The 8,521-nt window shown below is 74.7% G+C and carries 9 protein-coding genes; 4 read left to right on the forward strand and 5 right to left on the reverse strand.

What is annotated here, in order from left to right; translation table 11 throughout:
* Positions 1 to 207 precede the first annotated feature (207 nt).
* Complete coding sequence (locus EAO70_RS07235) at positions 208 to 1,260, forward strand: polyprenyl synthetase family protein (RefSeq protein WP_261992725.1); 1,053 nt, start codon at positions 208 to 210, stop codon at positions 1,258 to 1,260.
* 108 nt (positions 1,261 to 1,368) lie between these two features.
* On the opposite strand, the gene EAO70_RS07240 is transcribed toward EAO70_RS07235, so the two are convergent.
* Positions 1,369 to 1,947 carry a CGNR zinc finger domain-containing protein gene (locus tag EAO70_RS07240; protein WP_148002171.1) on the reverse strand — a complete coding sequence of 193 codons (579 nt, stop codon included), beginning with the start codon at positions 1,945 to 1,947 and terminating at the stop codon, positions 1,369 to 1,371.
* Positions 1,948 to 2,003: 56 nt separating this feature from the next.
* On the opposite strand from EAO70_RS07240, the gene EAO70_RS07245 reads away from it, so the two are divergent.
* Entirely contained in the window at positions 2,004 to 3,206 is a 1,203-nt protein-coding gene (locus EAO70_RS07245; protein ID WP_148002172.1) for an MFS transporter, read from the forward strand.
* Between the two features lie 15 nt (positions 3,207 to 3,221).
* Here EAO70_RS07245 and EAO70_RS07250 read toward each other — a convergent pair whose 3' ends face one another.
* Entirely contained in the window at positions 3,222 to 3,794 is a 573-nt protein-coding gene (locus EAO70_RS07250) for a SixA phosphatase family protein (RefSeq protein ID WP_148002187.1), read from the reverse strand.
* Positions 3,795 to 4,006: 212 nt separating this feature from the next.
* On the opposite strand from EAO70_RS07250, the gene EAO70_RS37720 reads away from it, so the two are divergent.
* Positions 4,007 to 4,168: a hypothetical protein gene (locus EAO70_RS37720; protein ID WP_187283775.1), complete on the forward strand. Its 162-nt coding sequence runs from the start codon at positions 4,007 to 4,009 to the stop codon at positions 4,166 to 4,168.
* A 48-nt stretch (positions 4,169 to 4,216) separates the two neighbouring features.
* Here EAO70_RS37720 and EAO70_RS07255 read toward each other — a convergent pair whose 3' ends face one another.
* Together EAO70_RS07255 and EAO70_RS07260 are read right to left on the reverse strand one after the other, a co-directional pair.
* Positions 4,217 to 5,182 (reverse strand): LLM class F420-dependent oxidoreductase, encoded by a 966-nt coding sequence (locus EAO70_RS07255; protein WP_148002173.1) that lies wholly within the window; start codon positions 5,180 to 5,182, stop codon positions 4,217 to 4,219.
* 243 nt (positions 5,183 to 5,425) lie between these two features.
* Positions 5,426 to 6,040: an SRPBCC family protein gene (locus tag EAO70_RS07260; RefSeq protein WP_410091127.1), complete on the reverse strand. Its 615-nt coding sequence runs from the start codon at positions 6,038 to 6,040 to the stop codon at positions 5,426 to 5,428.
* 402 nt (positions 6,041 to 6,442) lie between these two features.
* Here EAO70_RS07260 and EAO70_RS07265 point away from each other — a divergent pair, with 402 nt between their 5' ends.
* Complete coding sequence (locus EAO70_RS07265) at positions 6,443 to 7,015, forward strand: type 1 glutamine amidotransferase domain-containing protein (RefSeq protein ID WP_148002175.1); 573 nt, start codon at positions 6,443 to 6,445, stop codon at positions 7,013 to 7,015.
* 69 nt (positions 7,016 to 7,084) lie between these two features.
* Here the strand turns inward: EAO70_RS07265 and EAO70_RS07270 are convergent, their stop codons facing one another.
* Positions 7,085 to 8,380 (reverse strand): cation:proton antiporter, encoded by a 1,296-nt coding sequence (locus EAO70_RS07270; protein ID WP_261992718.1) that lies wholly within the window; start codon positions 8,378 to 8,380, stop codon positions 7,085 to 7,087.
* Positions 8,381 to 8,521 lie beyond the last annotated feature (141 nt).

Here is an 8,521-nt window from a genome sequence, read left to right on the forward strand (position 1 = left end):
GCCGGGGGACACCCCGGGGGAGACCGGACCGGTGCTCCCGGAGGTCGGTGTGGCGGCGCTGCGGAAGGCCGACGTGGAGGGGCTGCGGTGAGCGCCCTCCCGACGTCCGCCCCGGCGGCCCGCGCGCCACTCGGCGGGCCGGGCGGCACCGCCCCGACCCGGAGCGGCCCTCCGCGCACCCCCGGCACTCCGGCGGCCGCCGCCCTCCTGGAGCGGTGCCGCGACCGTGTCCGGCCCGCGCTCGTCGACGCCGTGGGCCGCCTCCACCCCTGGACCGGCGAGATGGCGGCGTACGGGCTCGGCTGGGCCGACCGGGGCGGCACCCCCGACCCCGACGGGTCCGAGGGCAAGGGAGTACGGCAGACGCTGGCCGTGCTCGGCGCGGAAGCCGTCGGCGCGGACGGCGCCGTGGCCGTCCCGGGGGCCGTCGCCGTCGAGCTCGTCCACACCTTCTCCCTGCTCCACGACGACATCATGGACGCCGACGCGCTGCGCCGGCGGCGCCCGGCGGTCTGGAAGGCGTACGGGACCGGCCCCGGCGTCCTGGCCGGGGACGCGCTCCTCGCCCAGGCCGTCACGGTCCTGGCCGAGGCGCCGGGCCACCGCACGGGGGAGGCGGTACGGAACCTGTGCCGCGCCCTGAACGACCTCGTGTCCGGTCAGGCGGAGGACCTCCGCTTCGAGGAACGCCCCTGGCGCGGACCCGGTGCGGTCCGGCCGGAGCAGTACCGGTCGATGGCCGAGCACAAGACGGGTGCCCTGCTGGGCTGTGCGCTGGCGCTGGGCGCGATCCTCGGCGGCGCCCCCGAGCGGACCGTGGCCACGCTCGAACGCGCCGGCCGCCACCTCGGCCTCGCCTTCCAGGCGGTCGACGACCTCCTCGGCGTCTGGGGCGATCCGCGAGTCACCGGCAAACCCGTCCACGCGGACCTCCGGCAGGGCAAGAAGACCTATCCGATCCTCGTCGCACTGGCCGACGGGGGAGCCGCCGCCCGCGAACTGGGCGCGCTGCTCGACTCCGTCGGGACGATCGACGGCGAGACCGCCGAGCACGCCGCCGCGCTCGTGGACGCGGCCGGCGGCCGGACCGGTACGCGTGAGGAGGCCCGCCGACACCTGGACGCGGCGCGCCGCACGCTGCGGGAGGCCCTGCCGGGTGGGAGGGGGGTGCTCCCGGCCGGAAGCGGGATCCTCGCGGCCGGGCGGGCTGCGCGGGAACTGGACGCGCTGTTCACGCACTTGCTCGACCGTACGTGGTGACGCCCGGCCCCGGTACGGGCCGCCCCGCGCCGGCCCGGGGCCGGGCCTGCCCACGGCCCGGAAGCGGGCCGCCTCCGGTCGCGGCACCCGGACCGGCTCGGGGCACGTTCAGCTGAGGCCGCCCGGCGGCGCCGCGGCCAGTGACCGGCGGTGGGCCGCCACGCGTTCGCGTGTCGCGCAACGGCGGGAGCAGTAGCGGCGTTCGGGGCCGCTGCCCTGGGCGACGAAGACGTTCCGGCAGCCGGGCGACGCGCAGGTCCGGCCGGGCGGGCGCTGGCGGTCCCAGACGAGCACGGTCAGCGCCATGCACGACGAGGCGAGGAGCCATTCGTCCCAGGGGGCCTCGTCGTCGGGGTCCAGATGGGGGTGCCAGGGGCTGTCGCCGTCGTGGGAGGTCAGCCGGAGCGGACCGGTGTGCTCCCGCAGGAGGCGGTTGAGGACCGCGGCGGCCTCGTCGACGTGCTCGGCGGCGAACACCCGCCGCAGCAGCGCCGCGGCGGCGCGCATCCCGGCGACGTCGCCCGGGGTGAGCACGAGGGGGTCGCTCTCACCGTACGCCCGCAGGACGTCGGCGACTTCGGCGGGCTCGGGATCCTCGTCGGCGAGGACGTTGAGCAGGGCGGCGGTCCGCTGCGCGGTGGTCAGGACCGAGTGTCGGGTGGACCAGTCGTCACGGGGAGGGGACATACGGCGAATGTAACGTATCTTGTTGAGTTTTGAGTTACCTGCGTAACGTCACTCCCATGATGAAGCGTTACTCGCTGCCCGGCTATCTCGCCGGTGCGGTCGCGGCCCGCGCCGGCGACGAGATGTCCGGACCCGCGCTGATGCTGACGGGATTCGCGCTGACCGGATCGTCCGGCGACGCGGCGGCGCTGCTGGCGGCGATCACCGTCTCCGCCGCCGTGGGCGGGCCGCTGCTCGGGGCGCTCCTCGACCGGGCGGGACGGCCGGGGCGCCTGCTGGCCGCGGCTCTGCTCCTGTACGCGCTGGGGCTGGGGGCCACCCTCCTCGGGCTCGGCCGGCTGCCCTTCCCGGTCACCCTGCTGATCGCGGTGCTGACGGGCCTGTGGGGACCGGCCCTCTCGGGAGGGTGGACGGCCCAGCTGCCCGCCGTCGTCGCCGGGGACCGCCTGCCCCGGGCGAACGCCCTCGACGCCATGACGTTCAGCGCGGCGAGCCTGGCCGGACCGGCGCTCGCCGGCGTCGTCGCGGAGTCGGTGGGCGCGTCGAAGGCCGTGGTGGCGGCCGCCGCCCTCGTCGCCACGGCCCTGCCCGCCGCGTGGTTCCTCCCGTCCCGTCCGGGCGGGACGCGGGACGCCCGGCGGGCTTCGGTGCGCGACGATCTCTCCGCCGGGCTACGGGTCATCGTGGCACGGCGCCCGCTCCTGGAAGCCACTCTCGCCTCCGTCGCCACCTGCGTCGCCCAGGGCATGCTGGCGGCCTGCCTCCCGCTGCTGGGCGAGCGGGTCCTGGGCGGCGCCGGCCGCGGCGCGCTGCTGCTGTCCTGCGCGGCCGTCTCGGCGATGGCGGCGACCGCCGTCCTCGCCCGCTTCCCGCGCGCGGTCGCCCCCGACACGATCGTCCGGGCCGGCGCCCTGGTGCAGGCGGCGGCGCTGCTCCTTGCGGCCTCGGGCCGACCGGTCGTGCTCGTTGCGGCCGCCCTCCTGCTCGGGATCGGCGAAGGCCCGCAGCTGGCCGCGTTGTTCACGGTCCGTCACCGCGAGTCCCCGGAGCACCTGCGCGGCCAGACCTTCACCACGGGCGCCAGTCTCAAGATCACCGGCTTCGCCGTGGGCGCTGCCCTGGCCGGCCCGGTCGCTGCCCGGTCCCTCACCGGCACCCTCGTCCTCGCGGCGGGCGTGGCGGTCGCGGCGGCGCTTGTCCACCGCCTGGTCCCGGAGGCCGGGGGAAGGGAGCCCGCGGACCGGGTGCCGTCCGGCTGAGCGTCCGGTCGCCGTTCAGGACGTCCGGCGCGCTCCGCGGGGAATCGCCAGGTCAGCCAGGCGGGCGCCGCCCGCGCCGAGACCGGACCAGGTGCCGTGCCAGGTCAGGACGGCGATCGCGGAGGTGGGGAACTTGGTGCGGACCCGGTCCAGGAGGCCGTCGGACCCCTGCGCGTCCGCGTCCACCTCGGCGGCCCGGACGGAACCGTCCGGCCCCTCCACGGAGCCCACCTGCCCCGTCCCGGCCGCGAGCAGCAGCACCAGCTCCTCCAGACCCGGGTTGTGGCCGACCAGGAGCAGGGTCCCGACCTCGTCGGGTACGCCGTGGAGGACGTCCAGGAGTTCCGTCGCGTCCGCCCCGTACACGCGTGGGTCGAGGCGGGTCGGCACCGGGCCGTCCAGTTCCGCGGCGGCGAGTTCCCAGGTCCCGCGGGCGCGTCGCGCCGGAGAGCACACGACGAGGTCGGGCCGCCCGGCGCTGTCCGCGAGGAACCGGCCCGAGGCCGGGGCGTCGCGCAGTCCGCGCGGGCCGAGGGGGCGGTCCCGGTCGGCGACGCCCTCCGGCCAGGCGCTCTTGGCGTGGCGCATGACGAGGAGCCGGCGCGGACGGGCTCGGACGGCACCGGAGTGCTCGGGAGACTCGGTGGAGGACGACACGTCCCGGAGCGTACGGGCAGGGCGGCCGCGGTGCCACAAACCGGGGGAGTGGCGGTGAGGAGCGGTCGGCGACCCGGCGACCCGGGCAGGGCGCGGGTCAGGTGCGGTCGGCGACCCGGCGGGGCGCCGGTACGGTCGGTGCGGTGGTTGGAGCCGTGGGCCGGGAACGGGTGCAGGAGATGACCGTAGGCGGCGGGCACCTCGAACCCGGCGAACCCGGCGAGGTCAACTCCACCGCCTCCACCGTCTCCGCCAACTTGCGCGGTCTTTCCGCAGATACGGCGGCACGGGCCGCCGCCGTGTGACGCGCCGTCGCGCCCGGGGGGCCCGGCCGGCGGCCTGCGCCGGTCCGGTCACAGCTCGCGGAGGGCCGGCAGCAGCTTCGTCTCCGCCCAATGGATGAAGGGCAGTTGGTGCGCACCGCCGATCTGGACCAGGGCGAGGTCGGTGAAGCCGGCCTCGGCGTACGCGCGGGCCGCCTCGACGACGGCCTCCACGTCGTCGCCGCACGGGATGCTCTTCGCCACGTCCTCCTCACGGGTGTGCGCGGAGGCCTGCTCGAAGCCGCCCGGCAGGGGGAGTTCGGCGTTGAGGCGCCACCCGCCGAGCGACCACCGGAACTGCTCGTGCGCGCGGGAGATCGCCGCGTCGCGGTCGGGGTCGTAGCAGAGGGGCATCTGGCCGACGCGGGGCTTGCCCGTGCCCCCCTGCGCGGAGAAGTCGTCCAGCAGCGACCGCTTCGGCTCGGTGGCGATCAGCAGGTCCGCGTGGCGCCCGGCGAGCGCGACGGAGCGGGAGCCGGAGACGGCGATGCCGAGCGGGGGAGGGGTCGCCGGGACGTCCCAGAGCTTGGCGTTGTCGACCTGGAAGTGGCGGCCGTGCCGGGTGACGTGGTCGCCCGAGAAGAGGTCGCGGATGATGCCGACGGCCTCGTCCAGCATCTCCAGCCGGACCCCGGCCGAGGGCCACCCCTTCCCGACGATGTGCTCGTTGAGGTTCTCGCCCGAGCCGAGGCCGAGCCGGAAGCGGCCCTCGGAGAGCAGTTGCAGCGTCGCCGCCTTCTGAGCGACGACCGCCGGGTGGTACCGGAAGGTCGGACAGGTCACGTACGTCATCAGCGGGATGCGGGAGGTGGCCTGGGCCGCCGCTCCGAGGACGCTCCACGCGTAGGGTGCGTGCCCCTGCGACTCCAGCCAGGGGAAGGAGTGGTCGGAGATCACGGAGAAGTCGAAGCCGGCGCGTTCCGCCGCCACCACGTGGTCGACCAGCTCACGGGGCCCCGCCTGTTCGGTCATCATCGTGTACCCGATGCGCATCATGCTGGGCTGCTTGCCCCGATCGCTGGTTCGAAACGGGCAAATCAGAACTTCGGAGCGGATTGTGCTAGATACCGGGCTGGATCATGTCCGGTGGTGGGCGTGCTTGGGGCGGGCGGGCTTGTGAGGGGTGTGCTCGTCGTGGGCGTGCCCGTGGTGCGCGCAGACAGCCGCCCGCCCCCGAGCGGTACGGGGGCGGGCGGCGAAGGCGAGTGTCGTGGTGCGCGGTGCGGGTGACGGGCTGCGTCAGATCGGACGGGGCCCGTCGGCGTCACCGGCCTGAGCGTTGGGCCAGGCTCCCGGCGTACCCGGGGACGTGCTCGTCGGACCGGGCACGCCCGTCGTTCCCGGAGTCTCGTGAACCGGCGCGTGGGAAGGCGTCGCCCCGGCGGCCTGGCCCCCGTCGATGTCCGAGGGCCTGACGCGGCCGCGCCAGCCGCCGGTCTCGTGGCCCTGCTCCTCGATGAAGCCCTTGAAGCGCTTCAGGTCCTCCTTGACCCGCAGGTCCAGGATGCCGAGCGCGTCGGCCGCCTTCTCGGCGAGTCCGTGGGGCTCCACGTCCATGGCGAGACTCACCCGGGTGTGGCTCTCGTCGAGCCACTGGAAGGTGACCACGCCCTTCTGCTGCACCTCACCGCCGACCGTGCGCCACGAGATGCGCTCGTCGGGCAGCTGGTCGACGATCTCCGTGTCGAACTCTCGCCGGACACCCGCGACCCTCGTCTGCCAGTGGCAGTGCCGGTCGTCGATCTGCGTGACGTCCTCGACGCCCTCCATGAAGCGCGGGAACTCCTCGAACTGCGTCCACTGGTTGTACGCGTTGCGTACGGGGACGTCCACGTCGATCGTCTGCTTCACCATGCCCATGGCGGTATCTCTCCTGTCCGAGTCGGGATCATTACGGTGCCTTCCGCCGCGTACCCGACGATGCGGGGCCCAATCACGGCCATTGCACGGCCCGCGCTCTCGGGGGAGCGGTCGGAGGTGATGCCACTCGCCCGCCTCGCCGGCGCGCGTGGGGCGGCGAGGAGCGGGCAGCAGCGGGAGAGAGGGGGCAAGGTGGTGGTGTGGCTGGAGGTCAGCCCGCACTTCCGCCGCCCGGTGGGAGCGTCGCTGTGCCGCGCCCGCCGAAGCTCCGCGCGGCGGGGCATTCAGGAGCCTCCGGAAGGCGGCTCCCGGCCCGTGAGCCCGGACGGCGACGGGCCGTGAGCCGGGACCCCTCGGACACCCCCGACCACGCCGCACACCATTCAGGGAGAGAACGTGTCACTCGAAGGCAAGAACGTACTGATCCTCACGACGAACTTCGGCACGGAGCAGGACGAGCTGGTACGGCCGGCCGCCGGCCTCCGCAAAGCCGGGGCCGCCGTCACCGTCGCCGCCCAGAAGGACGAGTCGGTCCAGACCGTCGTCTCGGACCGCGAGCCGGGTGCCGTCGTCCCGCCGGACACGACGCTGTCGAAGGTGTCCGCAGAGGACTTCGCCGCGGTCGTCGTGCCCGGCGGCACGGTGAACGCCGACCAGCTGCGGACGGACCCGGACGCGCGCCGCCTCGTCGCGGCCTTCGCCGAGGCCGGCAAGCCCGTCGCCGCGATCTGCCACGGCCCCTGGCTCCTCGTGGACAGCGGTCTGGCCAAGGGTCGCGACCTCACGTCGTACTCCTCGCTCCAGCCGGACCTGGAGAACGCGGGAGCCGGCTGGACGGACCGCGAGGTCGTCGTGGACACCTCCGGACGCCACACCCTCATCACCTCCCGTGACCCGGGGGACCTCGACGCCTTCATCGCGGCGATCGTCGACGCCCTTCAGACGGACGGCGCCGCGGACCGGCACTGACACATGACGCCGCCTCCGACGGGGCGCCCGCGCGGCGGAGCGCCCCGTCGGAGGCGGCGTCAGAGCCCCTCAGGGCGGTGCGTCGCGCGGGCGGACGGTGCGCAGCCGGTCGAGGTGACCGATGGCCGGTGTCGCGCCGATGCCGTGGAGCAGGACGGACAGGGCCACCGTGACGGCCGTGAGCGCCCACAGCCCCCGTGCCTGCTCCTCGAAGCCGTGGTGGCCGAGCGCGTAGGCGAGGTAGAAGAGGGAGCCGATGCCCCGCAGTCCGAAGACCGCCGTGACCATCCGCTCTCTCGGGCCCGTGACGAAACCCTGCTGGGCTATCCATCCCGTGACGGGACGGATGACCACGATGAGGGCCACGGCGACCAGGACCATCTGCCAGGTCAGGGCCGCGAACCCGGCGGACACCAGGTAGTGGCCGAGCAGGAAGAGCAGCCCGGCGGTCAGAAGGCGTTCGATCTGCTCGGTGAACCCGTGCAGCACCTTGTGGTAGCCGTGACCGCGCTCCGCGGCCCGTACCGTGCAGGCGGTGACGAAGACGGCGACGAAGCCGTAACCATGGGCGAGTTCGGCCAGTCCGTAGGCGAGGCACGTCGCCGCGAGGGCGACGAACCCCTCCATGTGCTCGGACAGCCTGAGCGACGACGTCTCCGCCCGGAAGAACATCCGGCCAAGGAGTTTGCCGAGGACCAGACCGACGGCCACGCCGATCGCCGCCTTCGCGAGCAGGTCGACGCCGACCCACCGCGCCCAGTCGACCTCCCCCCACGTGCTTCCGGCGGCGGCGAGCGCGAGGGCGGCGAGGACGAAGGGGAACGCCAGTCCGTCGTTGAGGCCCGCCTCAGAAGTGAGCGTGAAGCGGACCTCGTCCTCGTCGTCCTTCTCGTCCGTCGGCTCCCCGACGCGCACCTCCGCCGCCAGCACCGGGTCGGTCGGTGCGAGCAGGGCGCCGACGAGGAGCGCGCTCGCCCAGGGCCAGTCGAGGAGCAGCCAGGCGAGCGCCGCCGTGGCGGCGACCGTGAGCGGCAGCGTGATGCCGATCAGACGCCCCGGGCCGGCCCATGAGCGCAAGCCGAAGGGCCGGTTCAGCGCGAGGCCGGCGCCCATCAGGGAGACGATCACGCAGAGTTCGGTGATGTGCTCCACCCAGACCCGGTTCGCCGACGGGTCGAGGTCGGGCAAGGGGAGCGGCAGCAGGCCGGAGAGCGCGCCGGCCGCCAGGAACACCATGGGCATGGACAGGGGTCTGCGACGGACGAGCCGGGGCAGGACGGCGGCGGCGAGCGCTCCGAGCCCCAGGAGCGCGTAGAGAGCGCCGGTGAGCCCGGAGCCCGCCGCGATGGTTTCGGTGGTGGACAAGCTGCGCCTTTCAGTCACGGACCCCGGCCCGTACGGGCCGGGGTCCGGGGTCGACCCCGCCGTCGGGTCCGGCGGGATCCGCGACGAGAGGGGTTCCGTGCGCGGTCGTCCTGCCGTTCCGCGCCCGAGCGGTCGCGGAGG

The sequence above is a fragment of the Streptomyces sp. adm13(2018) genome, assembly GCF_008042145.1.
Classification (GTDB): domain Bacteria; phylum Actinomycetota; class Actinomycetes; order Streptomycetales; family Streptomycetaceae; genus Streptomyces.

Bases quoted from the DNA above. Each gene is read 5' to 3' on its own strand.
- EAO70_RS07240 (WP_148002171.1), bottom strand. From the start codon at position 1,947: ATGTCCCCTCCCCGTGACGACTGGTCCACCCGACACTCGGTCCTGACC.
- EAO70_RS07245 (WP_148002172.1), top strand. From the start codon at position 2,004: ATGATGAAGCGTTACTCGCTGCCCGGCTATCTCGCCGGTGCGGTCGCG.
- EAO70_RS07250 (WP_148002187.1), bottom strand. From the start codon at position 3,794: ATGCGCCACGCCAAGAGCGCCTGGCCGGAGGGCGTCGCCGACCGGGAC.
- EAO70_RS07255 (WP_148002173.1), bottom strand. From the start codon at position 5,182: ATGATGCGCATCGGGTACACGATGATGACCGAACAGGCGGGGCCCCGT.
- EAO70_RS07260 (WP_410091127.1), bottom strand. From the start codon at position 6,040: ATGGTGAAGCAGACGATCGACGTGGACGTCCCCGTACGCAACGCGTAC.